The organism is Kribbella sp. VKM Ac-2569 (genome assembly GCF_004216905.1).
Taxonomy (GTDB): Bacteria; Actinomycetota; Actinomycetes; order Propionibacteriales; family Kribbellaceae; genus Kribbella.
Window position 1 is genome coordinate 951,955 of the sequence record NZ_SGXJ01000001.1, and the last position, 26,177, is coordinate 978,131.

Annotated in this window: 25 protein-coding genes; 7 read left to right on the forward strand and 18 right to left on the reverse strand. The window is 67.6% G+C overall.

The features are described from left to right. Window position 1: 1 nt before the first annotated feature. The 3 genes from EV649_RS04295 to EV649_RS04305 are packed head-to-tail and all read right to left on the reverse strand — an operon-like array spanning window position 2 to window position 3,448. Window positions 2-1,399: an ATP-binding protein gene (locus tag EV649_RS04295; RefSeq protein ID WP_130380711.1), complete on the reverse strand. Its 1,398-nt coding sequence runs from the start codon at window positions 1,397-1,399 to the stop codon at window positions 2-4. 45 nt (window positions 1,400-1,444) lie between these two features. Next, window positions 1,445-2,722: a serine hydrolase domain-containing protein gene (locus tag EV649_RS04300; RefSeq protein WP_130380713.1), complete on the reverse strand. Its 1,278-nt coding sequence runs from the start codon at window positions 2,720-2,722 to the stop codon at window positions 1,445-1,447. 9 nt (window positions 2,723-2,731) lie between these two features. Continuing rightward, on the reverse strand, window positions 2,732-3,448 hold the full coding sequence (locus tag EV649_RS04305) for a Clp protease N-terminal domain-containing protein (RefSeq protein WP_130380715.1): 717 nt from the start codon (window positions 3,446-3,448) through the stop codon (window positions 2,732-2,734). A gap of 74 nt (window positions 3,449-3,522) precedes the next feature. On the opposite strand from EV649_RS04305, the gene mug reads away from it, so the two are divergent. The 3 genes from mug to EV649_RS04320 are packed head-to-tail and all read left to right on the forward strand — an operon-like array spanning window position 3,523 to window position 7,876. Beyond that, window positions 3,523-4,029 carry a G/U mismatch-specific DNA glycosylase gene (gene mug / locus EV649_RS04310; RefSeq protein WP_198682295.1) on the forward strand — a complete coding sequence of 169 codons (507 nt, stop codon included), beginning with the start codon at window positions 3,523-3,525 and terminating at the stop codon, window positions 4,027-4,029. Window positions 4,030-4,070: 41 nt separating this feature from the next. Then, window positions 4,071-4,562 (forward strand): AAA family ATPase, encoded by a 492-nt coding sequence (locus EV649_RS04315; protein WP_130380717.1) that lies wholly within the window; start codon window positions 4,071-4,073, stop codon window positions 4,560-4,562. Between the two features lie 26 nt (window positions 4,563-4,588). After that, a complete protein-coding gene (locus tag EV649_RS04320; protein ID WP_130380719.1) occupies window positions 4,589-7,876 on the forward strand; it encodes a hypothetical protein in 3,288 nt (1,095 codons plus the stop codon). A gap of 3 nt (window positions 7,877-7,879) precedes the next feature. Here the strand turns inward: EV649_RS04320 and ligD are convergent, their stop codons facing one another. The 9 genes from ligD to EV649_RS04365 all read right to left on the reverse strand — a co-directional run bounded on the left by ligD (window position 7,880) and on the right by EV649_RS04365 (window position 17,512). Beyond that, on the reverse strand, window positions 7,880-8,857 hold the full coding sequence (gene ligD, locus EV649_RS04325) for a non-homologous end-joining DNA ligase (RefSeq protein ID WP_130380721.1): 978 nt from the start codon (window positions 8,855-8,857) through the stop codon (window positions 7,880-7,882). Between the two features lie 302 nt (window positions 8,858-9,159). Beyond that, complete coding sequence (locus tag EV649_RS04330; protein WP_130380723.1) at window positions 9,160-10,218, reverse strand: aminotransferase class V-fold PLP-dependent enzyme; 1,059 nt, start codon at window positions 10,216-10,218, stop codon at window positions 9,160-9,162. After that, entirely contained in the window at window positions 10,215-11,060 is an 846-nt protein-coding gene (locus tag EV649_RS04335; protein WP_130380725.1) for an acetylxylan esterase, read from the reverse strand. Before EV649_RS04335 ends, EV649_RS04330 begins: the two co-directional genes overlap by 4 nt. 4 nt (window positions 11,061-11,064) lie before the next feature. Further along, window positions 11,065-11,991 carry an acetylxylan esterase gene (locus EV649_RS04340; RefSeq protein ID WP_130380727.1) on the reverse strand — a complete coding sequence of 309 codons (927 nt, stop codon included), beginning with the start codon at window positions 11,989-11,991 and terminating at the stop codon, window positions 11,065-11,067. Then, the gene (locus EV649_RS04345; protein WP_130380729.1) at window positions 11,988-13,085 is read right to left on the reverse strand and encodes an ABC transporter ATP-binding protein; all 1,098 of its coding nucleotides are present in this window, start codon (window positions 13,083-13,085) and stop codon (window positions 11,988-11,990) included. The genes EV649_RS04340 and EV649_RS04345 overlap by 4 nt, the downstream gene beginning before the upstream one ends. Before the next feature lie 5 nt (window positions 13,086-13,090). Next, complete coding sequence (locus tag EV649_RS04350) at window positions 13,091-13,984, reverse strand: carbohydrate ABC transporter permease (protein ID WP_130380731.1); 894 nt, start codon at window positions 13,982-13,984, stop codon at window positions 13,091-13,093. Next, window positions 13,981-14,886 carry a sugar ABC transporter permease gene (locus tag EV649_RS04355; RefSeq protein ID WP_130380733.1) on the reverse strand — a complete coding sequence of 302 codons (906 nt, stop codon included), beginning with the start codon at window positions 14,884-14,886 and terminating at the stop codon, window positions 13,981-13,983. The genes EV649_RS04350 and EV649_RS04355 overlap by 4 nt, the downstream gene beginning before the upstream one ends. A 2-nt stretch (window positions 14,887-14,888) precedes the next feature. Beyond that, complete coding sequence (locus EV649_RS04360; RefSeq protein WP_130380735.1) at window positions 14,889-16,214, reverse strand: extracellular solute-binding protein; 1,326 nt, start codon at window positions 16,212-16,214, stop codon at window positions 14,889-14,891. Beyond that, on the reverse strand, window positions 16,181-17,512 hold the full coding sequence (locus tag EV649_RS04365; protein ID WP_198682296.1) for a hypothetical protein: 1,332 nt from the start codon (window positions 17,510-17,512) through the stop codon (window positions 16,181-16,183). Before EV649_RS04365 ends, EV649_RS04360 begins: the two co-directional genes overlap by 34 nt. A 141-nt stretch (window positions 17,513-17,653) precedes the next feature. Between EV649_RS04365 and EV649_RS04370 the strand changes: the two genes are divergently transcribed. Next, a complete protein-coding gene (locus EV649_RS04370) occupies window positions 17,654-18,535 on the forward strand; it encodes an NAD(P)-dependent oxidoreductase (protein ID WP_130380737.1) in 882 nt (293 codons plus the stop codon). Window positions 18,536-18,548: 13 nt separating this feature from the next. Continuing rightward, entirely contained in the window at window positions 18,549-19,067 is a 519-nt protein-coding gene (locus EV649_RS04375; RefSeq protein ID WP_241997702.1) for an ATP-binding protein, read from the forward strand. 12 nt (window positions 19,068-19,079) lie between these two features. Here the strand turns inward: EV649_RS04375 and dusB are convergent, their stop codons facing one another. The 4 genes from dusB to EV649_RS04395 form a co-directional block, all read right to left on the reverse strand. After that, window positions 19,080-20,201 (reverse strand): tRNA dihydrouridine synthase DusB, encoded by a 1,122-nt coding sequence (dusB, locus tag EV649_RS04380; protein ID WP_130380739.1) that lies wholly within the window; start codon window positions 20,199-20,201, stop codon window positions 19,080-19,082. A 2-nt stretch (window positions 20,202-20,203) separates the two neighbouring features. Beyond that, window positions 20,204-20,884 carry a hypothetical protein gene (locus tag EV649_RS04385; RefSeq protein ID WP_241997703.1) on the reverse strand — a complete coding sequence of 227 codons (681 nt, stop codon included), beginning with the start codon at window positions 20,882-20,884 and terminating at the stop codon, window positions 20,204-20,206. A gap of 2 nt (window positions 20,885-20,886) precedes the next feature. Beyond that, window positions 20,887-22,272, reverse strand: coding sequence for a glycine--tRNA ligase (locus EV649_RS04390; protein ID WP_130380741.1), 1,386 nt, complete (start codon window positions 22,270-22,272; stop codon window positions 20,887-20,889). 104 nt (window positions 22,273-22,376) lie between these two features. Next, window positions 22,377-22,658, reverse strand: coding sequence for an antibiotic biosynthesis monooxygenase (locus EV649_RS04395; RefSeq protein WP_198682298.1), 282 nt, complete (start codon window positions 22,656-22,658; stop codon window positions 22,377-22,379). Between EV649_RS04395 and EV649_RS04400 the strand changes: the two genes are divergently transcribed. After that, complete coding sequence (locus tag EV649_RS04400; RefSeq protein ID WP_347233130.1) at window positions 22,617-22,988, forward strand: DUF6703 family protein; 372 nt, start codon at window positions 22,617-22,619, stop codon at window positions 22,986-22,988. The two genes, EV649_RS04395 and EV649_RS04400, sit on opposite strands and share 42 nt — an antisense overlap. Here EV649_RS04400 and EV649_RS04405 read toward each other — a convergent pair whose 3' ends face one another. Then, on the reverse strand, window positions 22,989-23,531 hold the full coding sequence (locus EV649_RS04405; RefSeq protein ID WP_130380747.1) for a TetR/AcrR family transcriptional regulator: 543 nt from the start codon (window positions 23,529-23,531) through the stop codon (window positions 22,989-22,991). A 98-nt stretch (window positions 23,532-23,629) separates the two neighbouring features. Between EV649_RS04405 and EV649_RS04410 the strand changes: the two genes are divergently transcribed. Then, window positions 23,630-24,865 carry an FAD-dependent monooxygenase gene (locus tag EV649_RS04410; protein WP_130380749.1) on the forward strand — a complete coding sequence of 412 codons (1,236 nt, stop codon included), beginning with the start codon at window positions 23,630-23,632 and terminating at the stop codon, window positions 24,863-24,865. Here the strand turns inward: EV649_RS04410 and eboE are convergent. Further along, window positions 24,824-25,972: a metabolite traffic protein EboE gene (gene eboE, locus EV649_RS04415; protein WP_130380751.1), complete on the reverse strand. Its 1,149-nt coding sequence runs from the start codon at window positions 25,970-25,972 to the stop codon at window positions 24,824-24,826. The genes EV649_RS04410 and eboE overlap by 42 nt on opposite strands. Window positions 25,973-26,177 lie beyond the last annotated feature (205 nt).

Here is a 26,177-nt window from a genome sequence, read left to right on the forward strand (position 1 = left end):
GTCAGGCCCCGTAGACGGTCGTGTCGTCGTCGGCGTCCTTGGCGACGCGTTTGGACAGGTACAGCATCTCCAGGGCGAGTTCGATCGCGGCGGCGATCCGTCCGGACGAGTCGTCCGGCTCGACGCCGGCGCGGGCGGCGACATCGTGCAGGACAGGCAGCTCCGGCAGCGCGGCCAAGACGTCCCGGCCGGGCACCCGCTCCCCCGTCGTCACAAGGTTGCCGTCGGCAATGGCGTGGGCGAGCGGCGTGAGGTCGAGACCGGCGAACCGCTCGCGTGCGGTGTCCGCCACCGACCGGCGCAGGAGGTACTCAAGCAGTTCGATCTCGCGCCCCTCTTCACCCGGCTCGAACTCGAGCTTGCCCCGCAGTACGGCGGGAACTGCCTCGAGGTCCACCGGGCGGGCCACCGCGGGCTCCTCGCCCGTGATCGCCGAGCGGCGCAGCGCGGCGGCGGCGATCGTCTCGGCCGCGGCGACCGCGAACCGGGCGGACACCCCGGACCGCTGGTCGATCGACGTCGACTCGCGCAGGTGCCGCACGAACCGGGCCAGCACCTCCAGCAACGGCTCGCCGACCTCGGCGGTGAACTCGGCCTCCTGCCGGATCACGTCCACCTCGGCGTCGATGTCGAGCGGGTAGTGGGTCCGGACCTCGGCGCCGAAACGGTCCTTCAGCGGCGTGATGATCCGGCCGCGGTTGGTGTAGTCCTCGGGGTTGGCCGTTGCCACCAGCAACACGTCGAGCGGCAGCCGCAGCGTGTACCCGCGGACCTGGATATCGCGCTCCTCCATCACGTTCAGCAGCGCGACCTGGATGCGCTCGGCGAGGTCGGGCAGCTCGTTGATCGCGACGATGCCGCGGTGCGCCCGCGGGACCAGTCCGAAGTGGATGGTCTCCGGGTCGCCGAGACTGCGGCCCTCGGCAACCTTCACCGGATCCACGTCACCGATCAGGTCGCCGACCGAGGTGTCGGGGGTGGCGAGCTTCTCGGCGTACCGCAGATCGCGGTGCAGCCAGGCGACCGGCAGGTCGTCGCCGAGTTCGGCGGCGCGGCGGCGCGAGGCGGGCGTGATCGGGTCGAGCGGATGCTCGGGCAGCTCGGCGCCCTCGATGACCGGGGTCCATTCGTCGAGCAGCCCGACCAGCGTGCGCAGCAGGCGCGTCTTGCCCTGGCCCCGCTCACCGAGCAGTACGACGTCGTGCCCGGCGATCAGGGCGCGTTCGAGTTGGGGAATCACCGTGCGGCCGAAGCCGACGATGCCGGGCCAGGGATCACGCCCGGCCCGGAGCTGTTTCAGGAGGTTGTCACGGATCTCGGCCTTGATCGACCGAGGAAGATACCCGGCGGCCCGGAGGTCACCGGCTTTACGAGGGAGTTCAGCAGGTGCACTAGTCACCCTGACGACGTTAGCTCGCCGCACCCAAAGCGCACCTCAAATATCTCACCGCCTGGGCGTGACACGTCCGCCAGTGAAGACATGCGTGGGGGTGAACGTGACCGGCACCCACGGGTGCGCCGGCGACTCGCGGGTGACGAAATGGTTGCCGTCGGCCGGTTCCGTCGGGCGCAACTCGTACTCGTGCACCGGGTCCTCCGAGAACAGCAGGCGATCGCCCGTCGCGGAATAGACCATTACCAGCTCGTCGTCACGCTTCGCGACATCGAGCCGGACGCTGGCGCGCTCGTACCGGCCCGCGTGGCGGTCGTCGACCGGTACGTCGATCGGCTGCGGCGCGGGCGGATGCGCGACACCGGCGTACTCCGTGAACACCTCGGAGGCGAGCGGCTCGAAGAGGCGGGTGCCGTTGCCGGAGTTGGTCAGCAGGCACATGGCCAGCCGCGCCTCCGGATCGATCCGCAGGAAGGCGAGCTGGGAGATCGTCGACCCGTCGTGACCGAACAGGCGCCGGCCGCCCCAGTCGTAGATGCGCCAGGTCAGACCGAGGTCGATGAAGCCACCGATGCCGGCCGCGAACGGAACCTGCGGCTCCTGCATGGCGGCGTACCGCCCGTCGGCCAGGTGCATCCGGGCGAACTCGAGCAGGTCGCCGGCGCTCGCAGTGATCGTCCCGGCGGGGCCGATGCTGCGCGGGAGTTGCCACGTCTTCACGCGCGAGCCGTCCGTCGCCAGGTGACCGACCGCGGCGCGTTCCAGGATCGCCTCCTCCGGCAGGGTGACGGTGTGGGTCAGGCCGAGCGGCTCGACCAGACGGGCCTTCAGTGACTCGTCCCAGGTCCCGCCGTCGAGGACCTCGATCAACCGGCCGAGCAGCACGAATCCGGCATTGCAGTACGAATACGCCGTACCGGGCTCGAAGAGCTGGTCCACGTCCGCGAGCAGAGCGACGTACCGCTGCAGGCAGTCGTCACCGCGACCCGTATCGGTGAACAGGTCGCCGTCGATGCCACTGGTATGGGTCAGCAGGTGACGGACCGTGATCCGCGGGTCAACAGGTGCCTCGGGCAACAACTTGACGATCGGGTCGTCCAGGCCGAACCGGTCCTCGGCGGCGAGCTGGACGATCATCGACGCGGTCCACGGCTTGCTGATCGAGCCGATCTGGAGGAGCGAGTCGGCGGTGGTCTCGACGCCGGTCGTGGCGTTCAGGACGCCGTACGGCGCTATGGTCGTCTCGCCGTCGTGCCAGATCCCGAGCACCGCACCGGTGACCTCGGCCGCCACCGCCAACTCGTTCAACCGCGCAGACCAGTCAGGCATGCGCCCAACTTACTTCGTGAACCCTTCGAGGGCGGCACGGATATCGGTCCAGGCAGCTGACTCCTCCAGGCCCTGCTCGAGCAGGATCTTCGTGGCGATGCCCGCCTGGTCCCGGTAGAACGCGAGCAGCAGATGCTCGGTACCCACGTAGTTGTGGCCGAGTGTCACCGCCTCACCGACCGCTCCTTGGAGAACGTGCGCCGCGCGGCGCGTGTACGGCGGATTCTCGGCGTCGAGGCTCTTCGGCTGGTCGCTCGGCTGCCCCGCCGGGCTCTGGACATCGACCGCCGTGCGGACCGAGTCCTCGGTGATGCCGTGCTGGACGAGGACCTTTGCCGCGATCGCGCCGGGCTCCTTGTACATCGCGAGCAGCAGGTGCTCGGTGCCGATGAAATCGTGGTTGCGTTCGCGGGCGATACCGCCGGCCGCCCCGACGACGGCGCGGGCTCGCTGGGTGTAGCGCTCGAACGCCGGGCGGGCGGTCCACGAGTCGGCGAAGCGTTTGTGGGCGGCTTGTTTGCTGACGCCGAGCACGGTGCTGATCTCGACCCAGGACTTCCCCGCGCCGCGGGCCCGGTCGACGAAGAAGCCGAGGGCGGCGTCGCTGGTGGCGGTCAGTTCGTTGATCGTCGCCGCCGCGGTCCCGAGCTGCTCCAGCTCGTCGTCGCTACCGGCGTCGGCCTTGATCGTGTTGATGAGCTGCTGCAGATCAGGTCCGGGAGTCATGCCGTCAACCCTAGGTTGACAACCTTGCTCCGTCAACCCTGGGTTGACGAAGGCCTCGGTCTAGGGTTTGGGGCGTGGAGGGGATACCGGATGTCGTCGGTGACGGGTTGCGAGTGTTGTTCTGTGGGATCAATCCCGGGCTGATGTCGGCGGAGACCGGGCATCACTTCGCGCGGCCGGGGAACCGGTTCTGGCCGGCGTTGCACCTGAGCGGATTCACGCCCCGCCAACTGCAGCCGGTCGAGCAGCAGGAGTTGCTGACCTACCGGCTCGGGATCACCAACGTGGTCGACCGGCCGTCGGCGAAGGCCGCGGAGTTGACGCGCGCCGAGTTCGTGGCGGGAGGCGAGAACCTGGTGAAGAAGGTGCTCGACGTCCAGCCCGAGTGGCTGGCGGTGCTCGGTGTCACGGCGTACCGCGACGCTTTTGGGGACCGTACGGCGGCAGTGGGCAAGCAGGATCGGATGATCGGCGCCACCCGGGTCTGGATCCTGCCGAATCCGAGCGGCCTGAATGCCCACTACACGTTGCCGAAACTGGCCGCGGCGTTCGCCGAGCTGCGGCTGGCCGCCGGCCATTAATTCACATTCCTTCGACGGTGCTTCTGACTACCCTGAAGCCCATGGCAAAACGCAATTACCTTGTCGAGGGCGGTTCCGGCACCGGCAAGAGTTCGGTGTGCCGCGAGCTTCGGAAGCGCGGTTACACAGCCGTTGACGGCGACGACGAACTCGCCTATCCGGGCGATCCGGAAACCGGAGAACGCGACGAGGTCCACGGCTACTACAACCACATCTGGGACGTCGCCAAGGTCCGCGAGATCGCCGCGAGTACGACCGAAGAGATCGCCTTCTTCTGTGGCGGTTCGAGGAACTTCACCAAATTCCTGGACGTGTTCGACAAGGTCATCGTGCTGGACGTGGACGCCGAAACCCTCAAGCGGAGGCTGGCAAATCGCGAGGCCGACGACTGGGGCGGGGACGACGAACAGAAGGAATTCATCGTCCGCCTGCACGCCACCAGAGAAGGCGTACCCGAGGGCACAATCATCGACACCGCGCGCCCTCTCGACGAGGTTGTCGACGCGATCCTGGACGCCTCGCTGAGGAGCTGACACCACCCATTGGGCAGGATGGGCGCATGCGTCTGCCCGAGCTGCTGCGATCGATCGACGGACTTTCGTACGGACAGCGCGTACGCCTGCTCGCCGACCAGGCGCCGCAGCTGGTGAGTCTCCTCGACGAGTTGGGCCGAGGTACCTCGTTCGAGCGCGTCCTCGGTCTCCAGATTGCCGAGGTCACCCGCGAGGCGTCGTACGTCGGCCGGATGCTTCGGGACCCGGATCCGGCCGTGCAGACCCGGGCGCTCGCCGCGGTCCGTCGCGGGGTTCCGGTCGCGGACGACGACCTGCGGATCGTGTACGACGACGCGCCCGCGGCACTGCGCTCGAAGCTGGTGGCCCTGGTACGTCGGCAGCGCCGCGAGCATCTCGCCGTACGGCTGATCGACGAGCACCGGGCGCGCTGGGGTGACGTGGCGGCGACCGGTCTGCTGGACGCAACCGATCACGCGACCGTGGCGCGGCTGCTGCCCGAGCTGGCGTACTGCGTGACGCCTGGCGGCTGGCGTCAGCTCGCGAAGCATCATCCGGACGAAGTACTCGCGTTTGCTCGTCAGACGCTCCCGGCCAATGACGAGTGGTGGCAGAGCGTCGGCCACGGCGTCACCGCGTCACTAGAGCACGCACCGGACGCGGTACTGGAGCTGATCAAGCAGGCGGTACCTGCGCACGACCTGCCCGTCGCAGTGCTCGACATCATCGGTCCGCTCACGGACCGGGACCCGGCAGGGGTGCTGGAGCTGCTGCTCGCACCTGACCGGCGCGGCGTGGCGACGCGGGCGCTTACTCCGGCGTTCCTGCGTCGCCTGCACAGGTACTCCGACGACGAGCTCATCACCCTCGGACGGATCCTGTGGCCGCAGCTGGCCACCTTCCTCGAGACACTGGAGCCGTCGCGGCGGGCGGTGATCTTTGCGGCTGTGACGCAGTACGTCGACCTCGGGCAGGCGCAGCTGAGTACGGAGCTTCTCCAGGCGCTGCCGCATGCTGTGCGCGCGGAGCAGACACGTCGGATGCTGGCGCTACCTGCCATCAGTGAAGACGGGTGGTGGCGGCGCAGCATCGCTGGTCACCTTCCGTTCGACGAGGCCTTCGCACTCCTCGAACCGGACGTCAGCGATCCAGACGCCGCGGTACGCAGCTCGGTCTACCAAGGGGTCATCCGGTCGGCCGGGTACGGCAGGCGGCCGGAGCAGGTCTTGCAGGCTGTCACGTGGGTAGCCGGGAGGATCCGCAACGACCAGGACACCGCGCGGCTCAACGCCGTACAGGCTGTCGCGGAGCTGCCGCCGACACTGCTGACCGATGCACTGACCGAGTCGTTGGACACGCTGCTCACTGATGCGCTGGCAGCGCGAGACATGTCGTGGGCGACGCGGCATGCGTTGACGCAACTGGCCGAGAATGCCGTTGTACAAGGCGCATTGGGCAACCGGACCGCCCTGCTGGACTGGGGTTTGCAGGCGCACGCGCGGCTCTCGGAGAACCGCGGCCGGATCGACTTGGATCCGCTGGTCGACAGGCTGCCGCGCGGACGGGAAGCCGACGTGTACGAGGCACTCCGGCCCGCGATCGAGGCCGCGGCCAAGCGCGAGGAATTCTCGCTGGCGTTCACGGTGGCCGCGGCACTGGGCCGCCGCGACTGGACGTCGGATCACCTCGAGAGTGTGCTCGAGCAGGCGGTCTGGTCGGACCAGGAGTACACGTCCGACCAGGCCTGCAGATACTGGTTGGAACCGCCCCGGACCCGGTACGACCGCCTCCGTCAGATCGTCGAGCGGGACGTCACGATGGCCCGCTGGCAGCCGGTGTGGTGGCTGGTCACCGAGCACCACACCGACCTGCTCGACCCGGTCCTCGCCGCGGCGGATCGGATTCGCCGCTTCGATCGCAGCAGCACGTCCTGGCAGGTGCCCGACTACGCCCTTCGCCGCTGGTTGCCCCGACAGCAGGCTCGGTACGCCGATCTGCTCGTCCAAGCTGCCCGTGACGACCGAATGCACACGTGGTACCGGGCGTTGGCGGTAAGGACACTTGGACGCGTGCCGGTTGCTGGCAGGGCCGCGTTGGACGAGTTCCTCGGGAGTTCCGACGTACTGCTGCAGGAGGCCGCGCTGGCGGCGTTGGCGTGGACAGAGCGACCTGACCTTGCCATGCCGTTGCTGCTCGCGCATGCGGGTGACGACCGGGCACGAGTCGCTGTGTACGCAGCTAGCCGGGCGGCGCGGTTCGTTCGGCCCAGTCTGCTGCCGGGGCTGCTGCAGCCGGTGCTGACTGGCGACCGCGTGAAGGTCACGTCGCGGAAGGAGGCGGTGCGGCTGCTTGGCGAGCTACGGGCGCCTGGAGCTAGCGCCGTACTGACGGAGGCGTGGGCTGGTGCGCATCGGGACGTGCGGGCCGCTATTGCGCGGACTGTGTCGCAGTACCTGCTGTACGACCCTGCTGCGTGGGCGGTGCTTGAGCAGGCAGTGCACGACTCTCCGGCTACTGCGACGGCGTTGACGGTACGGCGCGCGTACGACGTACCTGTGGGGTACAGGGCGCGGTACGCCGACCTGTTGATCGCTGTGACGACTCGCAGCGAGCCGGAGGTTGTGGGGCCGGCGTTGCTCGCGTTGCGGGGGTGGGCGCGGTACAACCCGGCTGCTACTCGGGTCTGCGCGGACTTCATCAGTCGGCTGTCGCTGCGGAGTCGGGTGTGGCGGGACGCGATCACTGCGCTCGTCTCGTTCGTCGCGACGGATGCGCCGGCGGGGCTGGAAGACGTGGCGGACGTCGCTCGGCTGCTGGTGCGGTCGGAGGCGAATCCTGAGCTGCCTAACGCGTTGCCGGATCGGGATCATCCGGCTCGGCAGCGGCTCACGTATCTGGTGAGTCAGCTGTCTGCACAGTTCAGCAGGCGCTCGGCGGAGGACCGCCGGCACCTGCGCGTGGTGGCCGACGAGCTGGTTGGGGCCGACTTCCTTGAGTTGCGGCTGCAACTGCTGGTGCATTCGCAGTCGGCGGTCGAGCTCCGCGATCTGGTCGATGATGATCCGTTGGCCGCCTTGAGGGCCGCTGACCTCGTCTCCGCCCGGTTGTCCGCGACCGAGTCGACCTGGACGCCTGCAGAATTGCTGCCAGTTGCTGATTCGCTGGTCCAGTCCCCTGACTTGGCATCCGGGTTGCTGGCTCACGTGCTCGTGAGCGCGGCTGCGCCCCGAGCCGGGTGGTCCGCCGAGTGGCGCGAGCTGCTGGTTGCCCTCCGCAACCACCCGTCTCCGGCCGTCCGCCGCCGAGGCCTCGACCTGACAACCGCTACGGAGTAGGAGCTAGTCGGCGCGCTTCTGTTCTTCGGCTTCGCGGGCGCGTTTGCGGCGTTTGCCTTCGTGCATGGCCGCGACGCGGGCGACCGGGATGGCGCGGCCTTCGAGGAGGACGTCCTCTGGGATCTCCTGCGGCGCGGGCAGTTGCTCGGCCCACGGGTCGCGATCGCCGAGGAGCGCCGGGGCGGTGCGGACCGTGAAGTCGCGCGGCGTCACGCTCTCCAAGTCGTCCCAGCCGACCGGGAACGAGACCGTCGTACCGGGCCGGACGCGCGGGCTGTACGCCGCGACGACCGTCGCACCGCCGGACCGTGTGGAGTCGACGAAGACCTTCCCGTGCCGATCGTCCTTGATGTACGCCGTGGTCGCGACCGACGGATCGATCTTCTCGGCCCGCGCAGCGATCGCCCGCGTCGCGGCCGCGGCGTCCTCGATCGACACCGTGTCGACAATCGGCACGATCACGTGCACGCCCTTCGCGCCGCTCGTCTTGACCGCGCCGGACAGCCCGCAGTCGGTCAACGCCTGCCGCACCAGCAGGGCGGCCTGCACCGCCATCGAGAACGTCTCGCCCTCCGGTGGGTCGAGGTCGAGCACGAGATGCGTGACGCGGTCCCAGCGATCGGCGCGCATCAAGGTCGGGTGGTACTCCACCGCGCGCTGGTTCGCGAACCACAGCAGCGTCCGCCGGTCGTCGCACAACGCGTACGACACCTCGCGTTTCGACGCCTCCGCCCAGACCTGCACGGTCTTCACCCAGTCCGGCGTGTACTTCGGGACGTTCTTCTGCATGAACTTGGGCTGCCCCGGCCGGATCCGCACGACCGACAACGGCCGCTCCCGCAGCTCCGGCACGATCCGCTCATGCACCGCGTCGAGGTAGTCGACGAGATCCCGCTTCCTCGCGTCAGCCCCGTCGAACAACGGCTGATCCAGATTGGTCAGGTCAACGCCATCCCGCGTCTCATCCGGCTTGCTCGCCATTCCCCGAGCTTAGACCCGGGCGGATAGCGGGTTGTTTCACCGCTGGCGTGAAGCAATCCTCCAGCCGTCACATAACCCGCCACCGGCCGGACGTTACTGGGGCTAACCAATCCCTGAGCTCGCCCGCCACGAGACCCGCCGCCCGCTCGGGTCTGATCGCCGGACTGGCTCGCTTGAGTGGAGCGCTTTCAGCACATCAGTGGAAGGTTTCTGGCGCTATCGCAGGAAATCCCTCCTACCAATCACCAGCCGACGACGCCGCAGCTCGCTGCGGAGCCCCCGGGCGTCAGGGACTTCGGGGACTACGGTGCCAAGATCTTGAGGAGGGCGTCGAGAACTAGCTTGTCCTCGCCGGGTTGGAGGGTTTGGGGGTTGAGGGCGATGGCGTCGTCGGGTACGCCGAAGGTGCCGACCGCGATGCGCGGGTCGCCGTCCCACAGCGCCTTGATCACCTCGTCGCGGTCGCGGGTGAGGCGGAGTACGGCACGGCTGTGGGGTTGGCCGGCCTCGCTCGGGTACCCGCGCTCGACGGCCACGATCCCCTGCAGTCCTACGATCCAATTGTCAACAATCCGCTCGTAGGACGCCAACAACTCGTCCTCGTCCTGCGCGAGCGTCCACTCGACCGCGGCGAGCAGCCCCATCAACTCCTCCTTCCCCACCTTCATCCCGCGCCCGAGCTCCTGCTTCGGCGACGTGTGCGCCCGCACCCGATCCACGAGCCACCGCTTCCCCAGCACCAACCCACTCGCCTGCGGCCCTCGCAGGCCCTTCCCGCCGCTCACCAGCACCGCGTCCGCACCGACGTCCCGCGTGAACCGCCAGAGCGACGCAACCGGCGGGATCTGCGCCGCCGCATCCACAATCACCGGTACGCCGAACTCGCGCGCACCCCGCACCACTTCCTCCACCGGCAATGCACCCGTCGCGTAGTGCGCTCCCGCGAACCACAACACGCACGCCGGCTTGCGTGCGAGCGCCGTACGGAACTCGTCGTACGACGGTCCGATCTCGACGATGCGGGCGCCCGTGAGTCGAGCCGAGTAGTCGTAGCCGTTGCGCTGGCTCGCGAACATCACTACCTCGGCGTCGGTCGGAAACACCTGCGATTCGGTGGATATACAGGCGGCAACCGTCAGCGAGATAGCGGCCGCGGCGCCGGATGTCACGTACGCGGCCTCGTTGTGGGTCAGCTCCGCGAGCCGCGCCCCCACCCGTTCGTTCAGCTCGGGCAGGTCGACGAACTGCGCCGCCGCGTCGTTCATCGCCTTCAGGACCGGGGCCGGCATCAACGATCCACCGAGCACCGTGACTGTGGCGTTGGCGTTGATGACCGGCCGCACACCTAGTGGTGCGGTCATGCGACGAACTTCGACATGGCCGGTACGCCGAACCGTTGGGCCAGCCACGCGTCGAGGAAGTCGTTGTCGGTGCCGTCGAGGTGGGTGACCTGGTAGACCTCCGGATCCGGCAATGCCGACAGCAGCGACCCGCACCAGTCAGCGTCGTCGACGGCAAGCAGCGTCCGACCGGCAACTGCGGGAGCGTGCTGCGACGGATCGAAGTACGACAGGGTTGTCGACAATGCGCTAGTCGACGATCCACCGCGCAGATGGTCGTTCAGCTCCTCCAACGGGTACATGCACGACTTCAGCCGCGCCTCCATCGCGCGGTAGAACAACAGGTCTGTCACGCGCACCGTGCTGAACCCCGGCCGCCGCGCCGCCGTCAGCACCGCGAGATCGTCACCGGTCACCGCGACCCGCGCCGGATCGACCTCCGCCAGTCCCATCAGGAACTCCGCCGCTCGTAGACAATCTGCGGCGATCCCCCGATAGATGTACGTCGACGGGTCGTCGATCCCCATTGTCAACAATCCCGGGTAGGCCGCCGCGAACCCCTCGTCGGCGAGCCGCTGACCGCGGTGCATCAGCCCGAGGACGACGTACCGGCTCCGGTCGTTCGGGTGCGGGATGTTGTTGACACTTCCGTACCGCGGCGTGATGAGCAGCCCGGGGAACGGGCCGTCGCCCTTCGGGATGCTGAGGTTGCCGTACACGCGGTACGGCCCGGTGCTGGTGGTCCGTACTGTGTAGAACGTCGCCTCGTCGGTCGTCCGCGCGGGCACCACGTCCAGCACCGGCCGGCCGGGGATCGCCGCGAGCTCGTCGTCGACCGCGGCCCAGTAGGCATCGAAGGTCATCAGGTCACCGTCCCGGGGTGAGGTGCTCGGCAAGGAAGTCCTCCACGACGCGCATGACGTCCGGCAGGCCGGCGTGGTGCGCGCAATGCGGATAGGTGTGCAGCGTCTTCTCGCACGTCAGCGTGCGGTGCAACGCGAACCCGGTCTCCGGCGGGCAGACGTCGTCCTCGAGCCCGAGGTAGATCAGCGTCGGCGCCTGCACCTTCGGGGCGAAGTTCAGCCCGTCGTAGTACGCGACCGTCTCCCGCACCCGGTCGACGTCCTTCGGATGGATCCGCAGGTACTCGTTGATCTCCTCGTACGGGTACGACCGGGTCAGCGTCGGCGCGGTCATGATCCCGCAGAGGTACGGCGCTCCCGCCGCAACGCACCGGATCACATCCGGGAGCAACGCGGCCGTGGAGATCCCGAGCCCACCGCCCTGGCTCGACCCCTGCAATCCGATCCGCAGATTGTCGACATCTGGACGATCAAGCAGCACTTCGACCGCGCGCACCACGTCGAGGTAGAACCCGCGGTACCCGTACGTGTTGGGGTCGACGATGTTGTGCGTCAGCAGGCCCGGGTACCCGGGGTTGAACACGTCGTTCGAGCGGAGCTTTCCGCGCGGCGCGATCGCGAGCGCGGCGTACCCGAGTTCGGCCCACTCCTTCGGGATCGTCGGCTCGGAGATGTACCCGGGGATCGTCACCAGGCCCGGGTACGGCGCGTTGCCCGCGCGCGGGACGGCGTACCAGCCGGCGATCCGCAGACCGCCGTAGCTGGTGAAGCGCAGATCGTAGACAATCACATTGTCCGTGGAGAGCGTCGGCATCTCGGTGAGCACCGGGTCCAGCGGGTACGACGCGCAGTCCGCGAGGCCGGCCGCCCAGAAGTCGTCGAAGTCGGTGGGCAGTTCGACCTCGACAGTCGCGTTCTCGGGGTCTCTCAAGAGTGTTCCTCTCGTTCGGGCGCGTGGAGTGCGGTGCCGTCGGCGGCGGCGAACAGGTGCAGGCGGTTCGCGTTGAAGCCGACGTACACCGTGCTGTCGTGACCGAGGCGGAAGGGAGTCGGGACGCGGGCCTTGATGAGCTCGCCCTCGATCCGGACAGTGACGAGGACGTCGGGGCCGAGCGGTTCGGAGACGAAGACCTTGCCGGGGTGATGGCCGGCGACGGGGGTTGTCGACAAGGTGATGTCCTCGGGGCGGATCCCCAGGACCACGGCCGGGTCGGCCGGCTCGACCTCGAGCTGGATGGGCTGGTTGAACGCGGGGGCGCGAAAGGTGCGCACCCCGTCGACATCGGCGAGTTCACCGGTGACGAAGTTCATCGGCGGGGAACCCATGAACGACGCCACGAAGCGGTTCGCCGGGCGCTCGTAGATCTCCTCCGGTGTCGCGCACTGCTGGACGACGCCGTCGCGCATCACCGCGATCCGGTCCGACATCGTCATCGCCTCGACCTGGTCGTGCGTGACGTAGATGAACGTCCGCGCCACGTCGACGTGCAGCCGCTTGATCTCCGCGCGCATCAGCACCCGGAGCTGGGCATCGAGATTGGACAGCGGCTCGTCGAGCAGGTAGGCGCCGGCCTCGCGGACGATCGCCCGCCCGAGTGCGACCCGTTGCCGCTGGCCGCCGGACAGTTCCCGCGGCTTGCGGTCCAGCAGGTCCTCGATGTCCAGCGTCCGCGCCGCCTGCAGGACCTGTTCGGAGATCGTTGCCTTCGGCACCCGCATCATCTTCAGCGCGAACCCGATGTTCTGCCGCACGGTCTTGTGCGGGTAGAGCGCGTAGCTCTGGAACACCATCGACACGTCCCGCTTGTTCGCCGGCAGCCAGCTGACCGGCTTGCCGTCGAAGAAGATGTGCCCCTCGGTGGCCCGCTCCAGCCCGCAGATCATTCGTAGGGTTGTCGACTTTCCACAACCGGACGGTCCGACGAGCGTCAGGAACTCGCGGTCCTCGACGGTCAGGTTGAGATCGCGGACGGCGGTCTTGCCGCCGAACGACTTGGTGACGCCTTCCAAACGCACTTCAGCCATCTGTCTCAGCCCTTCACGGATCCGGCGGCCATGCCCTGCACCAACTTGCGCTGGAAGAGCAGGGCGAGTAGCAGGGGTGGAACGACCGCGAGCACACCGGCCGCGGCCATCACGGTGAACTGGGTGTTGAAATCGGTGGCGAAGTTCGCCGCCACCACCGGGATCGTCTTCGCCGCCTTCGTACTGGTCAGGAACAGCGCGAACATGAATTCGTTCCACGCAGTCATGAATGCGAACACCGCGGCCGCGACCAGCCCCGGCGCCGCGACCGGCAGGAACACCGTCCACATCGTCCGGAACCATCCGCACCGGTCGACGCGCGCCGCCTCCTCCAGTTCGCGCGGCACCGACCGGAAGAAATCCTTCAGGATCCAGATCGTGATCGGCAACGCGAACGTCGTGTACGACAGGATCAGCGCGAGATACGTGTCCAGCAGCCCGAACGACCGCATCAGCAAGTAGAACGGGATGATGATCGCGATTCCCGGCACCATCCGGGTCAGCAGGTACAGCACGAGCAGCACCTGACTCCCCCGGAACTTCAACCGCGAGAACGAGTACGCCGCGAACGTCGCCAGCGCCAGGTTCAGTACGGCGGTCGCGGTCGCCACGACCAGGCTGTTCCGGAGCGAGTACGGCGTCTCCGACACAGCCCGCCCACCGACGAGCTCCTGCGCCGCGTTCGGACGGACGAACCCGAGATAGTTCTCCAGCGTCGGATGCGTGGGAACCCAGTGCGGAGGCACCGAGATCGCGTCCACCTCATGCATGAAACTCATCGCGACAATCCAGTAGAACGGCAACACCAGATAGAGCGCGAAGCCGACCGCCAGCACGTAGAGCACGATCTTCTTCCACGGAATCCGGTAACTCAGGGGAATGCGTACGTCAGTGCTCATACCTCAAAATTCCCCTTTCGATATAGGAGACCGATGTAGCCGACTGAGATCAGCAATGTGATGGCGGTGATCACCCAGGCGTAGGCGCTGCCCAGGCCGAAGTCGGTGAAGGTGAGGACGGTCTGCACGTCGAGGAGGGCGATCGTGGTGGTCGCGTCGCCGGGGCCGCCGCCGGTCAGGACGTAGATGGTGTCGAACGCGCGGAACGCGTTCATCGTCTCGAGGATGAGGACGATCAGGAGTGGATGGAGAAGCCACGGCACGGTGACCTCCGTGAACCGTCGCCAGGCGCCCGCGCGGTCCACGGTCGCGGCGTCGTACAGCTCCGAGGGGATTGTCGACAATCCGGCGAGCAGAATGATGACCGAGAACGGGAGCGTGTTCCAGACCTGCGCCAGCGCCGTGAACAGGAACGCGCCCGTGCCGGACGTCAGCCACGCGTGGTAGCTCTCGATCAGCCCGAGTTGCTGCAGCAGACCGTTCAGCGCGCCGGTCTTCGCGTCGAAGATCGTCCGCCACATCAGACCGTTCACCACCCCGGGCATTGCCCAGGGCAACAAAGCGAGGCTGAGCAGCAGACCGCGGCCCCGGAACCGTTCGTTCAGCACCAGCGCCAGGATCAGCGCGAGTACGACGGTCAGCCCGAGCACCACCAGCACGAACAACGCCGAAACCTTCAGCGCGGACAGGAACGCCTGGTCGCTGAGCAGTGCCTTGTAGTTGTCGAAACCGATGAATCGCTTGGCCCGTGGGCGTTTCAGGTTGTTCTTCTGCAGGCTGACGTAGAACGAGTACCCGATCGGATAGGCGACCAGTAGGGCGATCACCGCGATCGCCGGAGCATTGAGAGCCCAGGCTTTCGCGTTGTCGCCCAGCGGCCGCCGTTCGGCGAACGCAACCATCGTCAGGAGTACTTCTTCTTGAGCGTCTCGGCCGACTTCGCAAGCGCTGCGACTGCTGCCGATGGCTGGGTCTGGTTACTGAGCACGCCCTGCACGACCTTGTGCATCTCGGTCTCGAACTCGGTGTACCAGGGCACCCCGAGAACGTTGCGCGGCTTGGCGATCTCCGCCAAGTGCGTGTAGATCTTCGGATCGGCGAACTTCTTCAGCGCCGCGGTGATCGTCGGATCGTTGACCATCGCTTTGTAGGCAAACCCCAGTCCGCGCTGCAGGAACCAGAACTTCGCGGTGTACGGCTGCTTCTGGTCGTCGTACCCGCCGAGGTACGTGAGCAGCTTGAACGCGTTGTCCTTGACCTCGGTGTCCTTCGCCAGGCCGTACATCCGGGTGTTGCTGACGGTCCCGTGCTCTTTGCCGTCCAGGCTCGGCACGAGCCCCATCCGGATCTTGCCCGCGGCCTTGGACTTGGCCGGGTCGTTGTAGTCGCGGCTCGCGTAGCGGGCGCCGATCGTGTATGCGTACCGGTTCGCCTTCATCGCGTTGTCGACCGGCACCGGCAGCAGTTGCAGCGACGCCGGGTCGATCACCTTCGACTTGGTCGCGGCCTGCTGCAGCCAGGCGAACACGTCCTTCGTCACGGTGTCAGATGTATTCATGATCGGGTTCTGCTGGTCGTCGAACATGTTCCCGCCGCTGCCGAACAGCAGCGCCCACACCCAGGACCACCAGGTGTCGGACAACTGCGCGGGCAGACCGATCGGGTACTCCAGCAGACCGGCCTTCTTGATCTTCAACGCCTGCGCCTCGAGCTCCTCGAGACTGGCCGGCGGCTTCGAGATCCCTGCTTGGGCAAGGATTCCGGCGTTGTACGTCAGGCAGGTCGCGTCGGTGTAGTACGGGAGGCCGTACCGCTTCCCGTCGTACGTCATCGCCTGGGCGTTGCCGGGATAGATCGCGTTGTAGACCTCGTCGACACCGGCCATCCCGTCGAGAGGTTGCAGGTAGTCGCCCTCGACCCAGGCCGCGAGCGAGTCGTCGTACACGTAGAGCGCGTCGGCCCCGCCGCCGCCGGTGAACTCGGCGACGACCTTCTGGACGTACTGCGCACTCGTGATCGGGGTGTAGTTGACCTTGACGTTGCTGTTCTTGGTGAAGCGATCGAGATTCTGCTGGACCAGCGCTGCCTCGTAGTCCCAGCCCTCGAACTTCACGCTGCCGTCGCCGGAACCACCTCCCGAGGAGGAGTCGTTCGAGCAGGCGGACAGCAGGGTGGGGCCGGCCAGTCCGAGACCGGTCAGCTTGAGGATGTGGCGGCGGGTGAGCTCCATGGTTGTGCCTCCAACGCTTGGGCGATGCGCAGTCGGTACAGACGCGTCGGGCGTCCTTTGGCGTGGTGCTGGGCAGTTCCCTCGACGCTCACCAGGCCGCCTGCGTCGAGAGTCCGGATCAGGCGGCGTCCGCTCTGGTCCGTGATGCCGAGATGACCGGCAAGCTCTCCAGGCGAGAGCGTGCGGCCTTGCAGTTCCTGGTCCAGCGCGGCCAGCCGGGAGACGGTGGTCGCGCTCAGACCGACGTACTTCGCGAGTTGTTCGACCTCGTCGCCGTGCTCGCGGTATGAGAACCGCAGTGCTTCGCCGGCCGGCCCCATCGGGCCGATCACGACACCGCTGTCCTCGAACAGGTACGCGCACGGTTCGTCGGCGAGCTCGGCGCGTGCGGCCGCCTGCTCGGCGAGCAGGACGCAGTTGCGGGCCGACACACCGACACCGAAGCCGGCCGAGATCTGTGCGCCGAGCGCCACGGCGGCCTCGGCCAATGCCGGTACGGCGACCCAGTTGCGAGTGATGCGCTCGAACAACGCCTTGTGGGCGAAGACGACGACACCGCGGCGCCCGCGGTTCTCGATCCAGGCGCCGGCGAACTCGGGGGTGTTGAGCAGGTGGTTCATCAGACCGATCCGGGCCCGTTCCTCGTCCGCGGACGCCTCGATCAGGAAGACTCCGGCGGCGAAGCGTTGCGCACTGGCCCGCTCGGACTCGATCCGCAGCGCGAGCTCGTGCAGCTCGGTGCGGATCGTGGCCGGCACCGGCATACCGCTCATGATCTGGATCCGACCGGCGAGCTGTTCCCGTACGGCGGCGCGCACGCTGATCACGTAGCTACGCTCGCCGAACCTCCGGTACGCGGCCTGGTGGAACGCGACGATCTCGTCGACGCTCTGGGTCGGTGCGTAGGGCAAGCAGTCGATCTGGTCCTGATCGAGGTCCAGCGCGGTAGCCACCGCTTCGACCGCTTCGGCGGGGAACGTGTCGATGCTGACCGGCGTACGGCCCCAGCCGCGTTCCTGCGCACGGTAGAGCGCGAGCGTCAGGTCGAGCGCCGACGAGCGGATCACGCCGACCGGCAGGCCGGGTGGGAGGAGTTCCTGGCTCGCGGTGTACGGCACCGGGCCGGCCAGGAAGCCGTCGAGTCGCGTCGTACTCAGGAACTCGGCGACCTTGTCGCGGATCTCGTCCTCGTGGTCGTAGCTGACCCACTCGAGATCCACCCCGCCCAGCGTGCGCGCGGCGTCGTGGAACAACTCGTGGTGGGTCACATGGGTGACGACCCCGATCACGATGTCCACGGCACTCCTTTACGAACCAGGTTCGGAAGTGACTCGTAAATCCAATGCCGTCAAAGATCGCGTGATTCCGGCCGTCAGGTCAAGGGATCGTGCGGGATTCGTTCAAGACGCGGACGCCGTACGGCTCGTAGCGTCGCGGGCATGATTCTCGTCACCGGCGGGCTCGGAATGATCGGCGCCCACACCGCCCGCGCTCTTGTCGACCTCGGACAGGAGGTCGTCGTCACGTCGTACCGGCGTACCGATCCCCCGTCGTTCCTCGACAGCAAGGTCACCGTGGAACAGCTCGACGTCACCGACCGGGACGCGTTCCTCGCGCTCGGGGAGCGGTACGACGTCAGCGACATCGTCCACCTTGCGGGCACCATCCCGGGCGACGATCCGGTCGCGTACTTCCGCCGCGACACCGCTGGACTGCTCAACGCGCTGGATGCGGCGCGGGCGTGGAAGGTACGGCGGTTCGCGGTCGCCAGCAGCATCGGGGTGTACATCGGACAGGACGAATCACCGTGGCACGAGGACCTTCCGCTGCCGACCGCCGACCTCCCGCACTTGATCGTCGCCTTCAAGAAGGCCGTCGAACCGGTGACGACGCACAGCCTGGCCGGAACCGGCGTCCAGCCGATCGTGCTCCGGATCGGCTCGACCTGGGGCCCGCTGATGGACCCGGAGTCGATCTTCAGCCCGATCCCGCCGTACGTCAGCGCCGTACTCCGCGGCGAAACTCCCACTCCCCTGCCGGCTGACGCCGGTGGCGACTGGTGCTATGCGCCTGACATGGGCCGCGCGATCGCCTCCCTCGTCAGCGCGGACACCCTCAACCACACCACCTACAACGTCTCCAGCGGCAGCCCCTTCGTGTACAGCGAAGCGGCCGGCCAGCTGACAGTCGAGCCCGGTGGCCAGTCAAGCCCGCACCTCGACATCACCCGCCTGACCAATGAGACCGGCTTCACCCCCACCTTCTCTTTCTCCGAAGCCGTCGCCGACTACATCACCTGGCGCACTACCAACGCGCGCTGAAGCGGATCCGTCGGTGTGGTTGGATGCGGACATGCCGGCGGTCACCAGACTCGTTCTGTTGTGTGGGACGTCGTTCTCCGGGAAGAGCACGGTGGCGCGAATCCTGGCGCCGAGCCTGTCGGCGAGCATCGTGAGTCTGGACGAGATCAACGAGCGCCGCGGGTTGTGGGGCGGTGACGGGATCCCGGTCGAAGAGTGGATGCGGACCCACGAACTGGCGTCCGGCGAGGTTCGCGGACTACTCGCCTCGGGTGCGTCCGTTGTTGTCGACGACACCAGTTCGCCGCGGTTCCTGCGCGACGGCTGGCGTTCGCTGGCCGCGGCTGCCGGTACCCGCTTCACCTTGATCTACGTCGATGTCGACCATGCGACGATTCGCCGTCGCCGGGCCGCGAATCGGCTCGATCCGCGCAGGCGGGATGTCTCCGACGCGGTCCTCGATCAGCACCTCGCCGACTTCGAACCACCGGCACCCGACGAGGACGCCGTACGATTGACGTCTGTCGACGACCTCCAGTACCTGGCGCTCTGAGTCACCGCGGCTTCAGCCGCCGGAGACTCCTATTTCGGCGTCGGCGAGGTCCGCGGTTAGGCCGTCGGTGTCGTCCAGCCAGCCTTGCGGGAGGACGATGTGGTCTCGGGGGCTGCCTTGGCGGCCTCGGGGGGCGCCTAGTTCGGCGACCGGGAAGGGGACGGTGCGGTCCAGTTCGGCGAGGAGTTCGTCCAAGCGGGCCAGTGAGTCGACCATGCCCAGGGCGGCGCGGAGTTCGCCGCCGGCCGGGAAGCCCTTCAGGTACCACGGGACGTGTTTGCGGAAGTCGCGCAGGCCGCGCTGCTCCCCCATCAGCTCCGCGAGCAGCTCACCGTGCCGCCGCATCACGTCGGCAACCTCGCCGAGCGTCGGCAGGTTCAACGCCTCGCCCCCGGCGAACGCGACCGCGAGATCGCGGAACAACCACGGCCGCCCCAGGCACCCACGCCCGACGATCACACCGGCGCACCCAGTCTCGGCGACCATCCGCAAAGCGTCGCCGGCTTCCCAGATGTCGCCGTTCCCCAGCACCGGGATCGAGACGTGCTCCACCAGCGCAGCGATCGTGGTCCAGTCGGCCTGACCGGAGTACGCCTGCGAAGCCGTCCGCCCGTGCAACCCGATCGCCGCAGCGCCGGAGTCTGAAGCGATCCGGCCCGCGTCGAGATACGTCTGATGACCGGCGTCGATCCCGATCCGGGTCTTCATCGTCACCGGTACGCCGTACGGCGTCGCGGCCTGCACCGCCGACCGCAGGATCGCGCCGAGCAGATTGCGCTTCCACGGCAGCGCGGCGCCACCGCCCTTGCGCGTCACCTTCGGCACCGGGCACCCGAAGTTCAGGTCGATGTGCGCAACGCCGTACTGATCACAGAGGATCTGCACCGCGCGCCCGATGTACGTCGGGTCGACGCCGTACAACTGCACCGACCGAACCGTCTCGCGGGCGTCGAACGTCAGCATGTCGAGCGACTTCTGATCACCCTCGACGATGCCGCGCGACGTGATCATCTCGCACACGTACAGACCGGCGCCCTGCTCGGCGCACAGCCGTCGGTACGCCGCGTTGGTGATGCCGGCCATCGGCGCCAGCACCACCGGCGTCTCGATCGTGAGATTACCCAAATGAAGCATGGTCAGGCCTTCGCCACCAGCACCTGTCCGTTACCGGAAACCTGTGCTTTGTAAGGCTGTACGGCGTTCGCCGTCGTCGTCACGTCACACGCGATACCAGCATCGGAATGCTTGACCACGGCAACATCATCCATCGTGCAGGTCACCTTCGCGGCGTCGGTGACGGTCCGCAGTACGGCGTCGACCACCTTCGGCTTGACGATCGCGACCGACTCCGAGGTGAACCTGTACGACGCCGTGTACTGCTTGGCGTCGACCGTCAGCGTGCCGGTGTACGGCTTCCCGGCGTACGTCACCGTGCAGGTCAGCTCGTGCTTGCCGGCGGTCTCGACCTTGTCGATGCCCGGGCACTTCACGGTCGTTGTCGCGGCCTTGCCGGCGGCGATCTGCGCCTGCTTCGAGATCGCGAACGTGATCCGGTCGGCGAGCGGCGCGTCGTTCTCCGGCTCACCGGTGACCTTCGGCGTCGGCCAGGGCTTCGACGGTGTCGGCAACGCGGTCAGCGTCGGCGTTGACGCGGTCGGGATCGGCGCACTCGACGTACCGGACGACGGCGTACCGGACGCGGTCGTCGTCGGCGTCGGAATGCCTTCCGGCTTGCTGTCCGAGCAGGACGACAGCACGAGCACCGCCAGCGCGGACAGCCCTAAGACGGCCGGCCCCCGACCCCGTGACAGCTTCATCGTCAGCAACCCACCAGGTGCTGGGCGAGGTAGCCGGTGACCTCGGTGAGGGCGACCCTCTCCTGCTTCATCGAGTCCCGCTCGCGAATCGTCACCGCGTGGTCCTCGAGGGTGTCGAAGTCGACGGTGATGCAGTACGGCGTACCGATCTCGTCCTGGCGGCGGTACCGGCGGCCGATCGCACCGGCGTCGTCGAAGTCGACGTTCCAGTTCTTCCGCAGCTCGCCGGCCAGGTCGCGGGCCTTCGGCGACAGGTCGGCGTTGCGGGACAGCGGCAGCACGGCCGCCTTGACCGGGGCGAGCCGCGGGTCGAAGCGCAGTACCGTCCGCTTGTCGACACCGCCCTTGGCGTTCGGCGCCTCGTCCTCGGTGTACGCGTCGAGCAGGAACGCGAGCACGTTGCGGGTCAGGCCGGCCGCGGGCTCGATGACGTACGGCGTCCAGCGCTCGCCCTTCTCCTGGTCGAAGTACGACAGGTCGGCGCCGGAGTGCTTGGAGTGCGTGGACAGGTCGAAGTCGGTGCGGTTCGCGATGCCCTCGAGCTCGTCGAACTCCTTGCCGCCGAAGTTGAACCGGTATTCGATGTCGACGGTGCGCTTCGAGTAGTGGCTCAGCTTCTCCTTCGGGTGCTCGTAGAACCGCATGTTGTCCGGGTTCAGCCCGAGGCCGGTGTACCAGTCCCAGCGCGCCTTCAGCCAGTACTCGTGCCAGTCCTCGTCGGAGCCCGGCTCGACGAAGAACTCCATCTCCATCTGCTCGAACTCGCGGGTCCGGAAGATGAAGTTGCCCGGGGTGATCTCGTTGCGGAAGCTCTTGCCGACCTGGGCGATGCCGAACGGCGGCTTCTTCCGGGCGGTGCCCATCACGTTCGCGAAGTTGATGAAGATACCCTGCGCGGTCTCCGGGCGGAGGTAGTGCAGGCCCTCCTCGGACTCGACCGGGCCGAGGTAGGTCTTCAGCAGGCCGTTGAACATCCGCGGCTCGGTGAAGGTGCCCTTGTTGCCGCAGTTCGGGCAGGCGATCTCGGCGAGCTTGACGTCGTCGACGTCCTTGTTCTTCCGGCGGGCGAAGTCCTCGCGGAGGTGGTCGTCGCGGAACCGCTTGTGGCAGGACTGGCACTCGGTGAGCGGGTCGACGAACTCGGACAGGTGGCCGGAGGCCTCCCATACCTTGGTCGGCAGGATCACCGAGGAGTCCAGGCCGACGATGTCGTCGCGGCCGGTCACCATCGTCCGCCACCACTGGGTGCGGACGTTGTTCTTCAGCTCGACGCCGAGCGGTCCGTAGTCCCAGGCCGACTTGGTACCGCCGTAGATCTCGCCGCACGGGTACACGAAGCCCCTCCGCTTACTGAGGCTGACGACGGCATCGACGGTTTCCACGGGCACTTTTCGACTCCAGAACGGGCACAGAAATGGATACTGGCGAATCTACGGAAGAGACCAGGCTATCGGTCCCGGGCGTCGCGGATCGAATCCGTGCCGCCTGGATGTCAGCTCAGGAAATCCTCGTACGCCGTCGGCTCGTCGAGAGCCTCCGACAACAGCGGCACGGCGGCCAGTTTCACCTCGTACGGCGACAGCGCCCGGCGGTAACTGCCGATGTTCTCGAAGTCCAGTGTCAGCGCCAGCAACTCCGGGTCGTCCACGTTCCGCCCCACCCGCGCCGAGACGAACCCCTTCTGCCGCCCCAGCACCTCGACCGCGCCCCGCATCCGCTCCGCGAACCCGGCCTGCGCGCTCTCCCCCACCCGAAACCTGATCACGACGAACACGGGCTCAACCATAGGACCTGGAACAATGGGCGCATGAGTACCCCCAGCAGCCCGTTGCGGCAGCGGATCACCAAGGTGAGTTACCCGTACGTCGCGAAGCTGCATGCCGCGCCGAAGCTGACCCTGCCGGGCATCACGCTCTTCCTGGCTTTGGTCGGAGTGTTCGCTCCGGTGCCGGTGGGGATTCCGGCGTTGGTGCTGCTGGCGTTGCTGCTGGGATGGCTGGCGTTCCTGTCGTGGCCGGCGGTGACGACCGGGCCGCGGTTCCTGCGGATCTTCTCGATCCTCGTCATCCTGCTGTTCGCGGTCTCCCGCATCGCCACCGGCTGATCAGGGCCGTCCAAGACTGTCGTACGCCGCTTCAACCGCCGCCTCACGCAGTTCGGCGACGGGCTCGTGGTCGATCATCACCGCGCAGTCCGACAGTCCGCCGAGCGCGACCATGCAGCGAACCACGTCGGACAGCGACGGGCTGGTGCCGATCAGCAGCTCCGCGAGCGTGCCGCGCCATTCGATGAAGCGGTCGGCCAGCTTCAGTTCGTGCAGCACCGAGAGGTCGCGAATAGCGAGCTGGATCAGCGCGCGGTGCTTGTAGGCGACGTCGAAGTACGAACCGAGCAGTTCGCGCGGTGCGACCGGGGCGGCCTCCCGTTGCGCCGCGGCGTACGCCTCGAACTCGGCGATCATCGGCTCGACCAGGCTGTTCAGCAGGTCCTCGCGGGACGCGAAGTGGTAGTACAGCGCCGGCTTGGTGACGCCGAGGCGGTCGGCGATGTCGCGCAGGCTGGTCTGCTGCATCCCGCGCTCGGCGAACAGCTCCAGCGCGGCCTGCTGGATCCGCGCCCGGGTGTCGCCGGTCCGTTGTCTCGGCATACCCGGAAGATTAGCTGACCTTCCGGTAAGTAAGCCATTGACAAGTCCGCCCTCGTCTACTTACCTTCCGATAAGTAAGCAAACGCGAGGGAGTTGCCATGAAGGTCCTGATCTCGGGTGCGAGCGTGGCCGGCCCGGTCCTCGCCCACTGGTTGCACCGGTACGGCTTCGAGCCGACGCTCGTCGAGCGCACGCCGGCGCTGCGACACGGACTCGGCGGTCACGCCATCGACCTGTTCAGCTCGGCTGCCGACGTCACGCGGCGGATGGGCTGCTGGGACGCGATCGAGGCCGCCCGCACCCAGCTCGACGCGATGACCGTCGAGCGGTTCGGCAAGCGCCCGGTCGAGGTCGACCTCAGCCGGATGTACGCCGGGATCTCGAGCCGGCACGTGGAGATCCTCCGCGGCGAGCTGACCAGGATCCTGTACGGCGCCACGCGCGACACCGCGGAGTACGTGTTCGGCGACTCGATCGCGAGCCTGCACGACGACGGCACCGGAGTCGACGTGGTTTTCGACTCGGGTACGCAACGCCGCTTCGACCTGGTGATCGGCGCGGACGGCCTGCACTCGAACGTGCGCCGGCTCGCCTTCGGCCCCGAGGAGCCACTGCGCCGGCCACTCGGCGGGTACCTCGGGGTGTTCTCGATGCCGGACGTCTTCGGCCTGGGCAGCCACACGCTGTCCCACTTCTCCGTCGACAAGCTGGTCGGCATCTACGGCGTACACCAGACCGGTCAGGTCCGGGCGGGGTTCCTGTTCCGCGCACCTGAGCTGCAGTACGACTACCGCGACAAGGACGAGCAGAAAGCCCTGCTGGCCAAGGAGTTCCGGCACTACGGCTGGAAGGTGCCTCAGCTGCTGGAGCACCTGGAGCAGGCAGAGGACTTCTACTTCGACTCGATCGCGCAGATCACGTTGGACACCTGGCACCGCGGCCGGATCGGACTGGTCGGAGACGCGGGCTACTGCCCCGGCCCGGCAGTCGGTGGCGGCACGAGCCTCGCTGTCGTGGCGGCGTACATCCTGGCCGGTGAGCTGGCTGCGGCACGCAGCGACCTGCCGTCCGGACTGCGCAACTACGAGCGGATGATCCGGCCAGTGGTAGAGCCGACCCGGCGGCTCGCACCGAAGGTGATGCGCACCATCATCCCGGGCAGCCCGCTGGCGTTGCGGCTGATGCCTGCCGCAGCTGCCGGGCTGGCAAAGCTGCCGACAGCGGTCCAGCGGTTCATCTGGTCGCAGAACGCAGTAGGTAAGGCCCTCAGCTCTGTCCCGCTGCCTGACTACTCAGACCTCATCCAACCCCAGCGCGGTCAGGCGGTCGCGTAGCCACGTCAGCTCCTTGGCGATCCGTTTAGCCAACGCCTGCTGGGTTCTGGCCGCACGAGGCCACACGTACACCTCTGACTCCAGGTGGTGCGTGAGTGGATGCCCACCACCGACCAGTCTGGTCAGACAGTCGTCCAGTACGCCGGTTGTCGCGCTCAACGGATCTGGTGGCGCAGCGTGGGCCGCCAGGTGAGCGTGCATCCGCCAGGCGGCGTGACCGGACAGTTCGTAGGCCTGTGCCACGTCGTCCACCCCAGGCCCGCCCCACTCACGCACCTGACGCAGGTACTTCGGTGTGCCGAGCTGACCGAGCACGTACCGACCGGACGCGTCTCCCGGGTCCACGAGTGTCGGAGCCAAGGACAGCTGCGCCTTGACCACGTCCACGCCCGCTCGCCACAGCAGCTCGAACGACTCGGCCGGGTCCTCGAACTGCACAGCCAGATGACAGGTGTCGAGTCCCAGGCCGATGCGCGACGTACCGCCGTACGGGCTGGAGTAGCGGTCCAGCCACGCGGCGGCCTGGCCGATCATCTCGAGGACGCAGCCCGGCTCGGTCTCGACGGCGATCCGGATCCTCCGGCCGGTCCTGGCCTCGGTCCGGGCCAGGTGCTGTTCGACGCGGTCGATCGCCTCACGCGCAGCCTGGTTCCGCGCCTTCGACCACGGCACCCGCCAGCCGAGCGGCACGGTCGAGACCGATCCGTACGCGACGTCCGACGGGAGCAGTTCGGCCAGCACGTCGACCAGGTCGAGGGTGTAGCGGAGCCGCTCGGGGTCGGTCCAGTCGGGGCAGTACAGCTTGGCGCCGACGACCTTGTCGGCGAACTGCGCGTGCGGTGTGCCGTTCAGCGTGACGACCTCGAGCCGGTTGCGCTGCAACGCCCGGCGGAGCTTGCTGAGCGCGGCCGGCGAGTTCGCCAGACGATCGGCGAGCCGATGCGGAAACCACAGACCGACCCCGAGGACGGGTACGCCGAGTGCCGAGCGGACCGTGCCCGCACAGGTGTCGAGCCCGGCGATCAGCTCGTCGAGCTCCGCGGCCGGATGCACCGTCGCGCAGTACCCCAGATGAACGGTCGACCCGTCCCGATGACAGAACCTCATCAGCGCTCCTCACCCCGTTGGGTGTGTCTCCCGGTCCCACGCCGTAGCGAGCAGGTGCTCGGCGGAGTGCCTCGGCGAGCTGGAGCGGAGGGGTCGATGTGGTTTCATCGTTCCCTTCGCTCCAGCTCGGCGAGGTGCCCGCCGAGTGCCGCGCAGTAGGCGTGGGGCCGGGAGACGCACCCCAGGTCGCCGAAGGTAGTCGTGG